General features: G+C 74.5%; 1 protein-coding gene and 1 pseudogene. Both read left to right on the top strand.

Going from position 1 to position 1034, the window contains the following annotated elements; genetic code table 11:
• Positions 1-245 (top strand): annotated as a pseudogene (locus tag G6030_RS14880) (glycosyltransferase family 9 protein); the annotation flags it as partial.
• On the top strand, positions 233-1034 hold an 802-nt coding region (locus G6030_RS14875; protein ID WP_182643654.1), incomplete at its 3' end, for a glycosyltransferase. The pseudogene G6030_RS14880 and the gene G6030_RS14875, both read left to right, overlap by 13 nt.

Raw genomic sequence — 1034 nt, 5'->3', positions numbered from 1 at the left:
ACCTGGCCGCCGCCGTCGGCACCCCCGTCGTCTCGCTGTTCTCCCCGGTGGTCCCCGCCGACCGCTGGGCGCCCTGGGGCGTGCCCGTGCGGCTCCTCGGCGACCAACACGCGCCGTGCCGCGACACCCGCGCCCGCGAGTGCCCCGTCGACGGGCACCCGTGCCTGACCGGCGTCCCGCCGGACGAAGTGGTCGCCGCCGTCACCGGACTCGCCACGGAGAGGAGGACCCGATGCGCATCCTGATCTGGCACGTCCACGGCTCCTGGACCACGTCCTTCGTCCAGGGGGACCACGAGTACCTCGTGCCCGTCCTGCCGGACCGGGGCCCCGACGGCCGCGGCCGCGCGCAGACGTGGGACTGGCCCGCCTCGGTGTCCGAACTCGACCCCGGGCAGCTGCGCGAGCAGGCCACGGACGGCGGGATCGACGTGGTCATCCTCCAACGCGCCCACGAGGTCAACCTGCTGCGCGAGTGGACGGGACTGCGAGCCGGCGTCGACGTGCCGGCCGTCTACGTCGAGCACGACACCCCCCGCGAGCACGCGGCCGGGTCCCGGCACCCGATGGCCGACCAGGACCGGGTGCCCGTCATCCACGTGACCCGCTTCAACCGCATGATGTGGGACTGCGGATCCGCGCGCACCGGCGTGGTCGAGCACGGCATCGTCGACCCGGGGCAGTCGTGGACGGGGGAGGACGCCAGCCTCGCCGTCGTCGTCAACGAACCGGTACGCCGTGGCCGCATCGCCGGCACCGACCTCGTCGTGGACCTGGGACGTCAGGTCCCCCTCCACGTCTACGGCATGGGGATGGACGAGCTCGCCGAGCTCGCGCCGCACCTCGCGCCGACGCTGCACGAGAACCCGCCCCAGGCAGAACTGCACCGCACGCTCGGCCGGCACCGCGCCTACTTCCACCCGTACCGGTGGACCAGCCTCGGCCTGGCCCTGCTCGAGGCCATGACGCTCGGCATGCCGGTCCTGGCGCTGAGCACCACCGAGGCGCCCCACGCGGTGCCGCCCGAGGCCGGCC

This window comes from Dietzia sp. E1 (genome assembly GCF_014145015.1).
Classification (GTDB): Bacteria; Actinomycetota; Actinomycetes; order Mycobacteriales; family Mycobacteriaceae; genus Dietzia; species Dietzia cinnamea_A.
The sequence above is the reverse complement of the archived record's forward strand: the minus strand, read 5'-3'. Positions and strand labels throughout refer to the sequence as shown.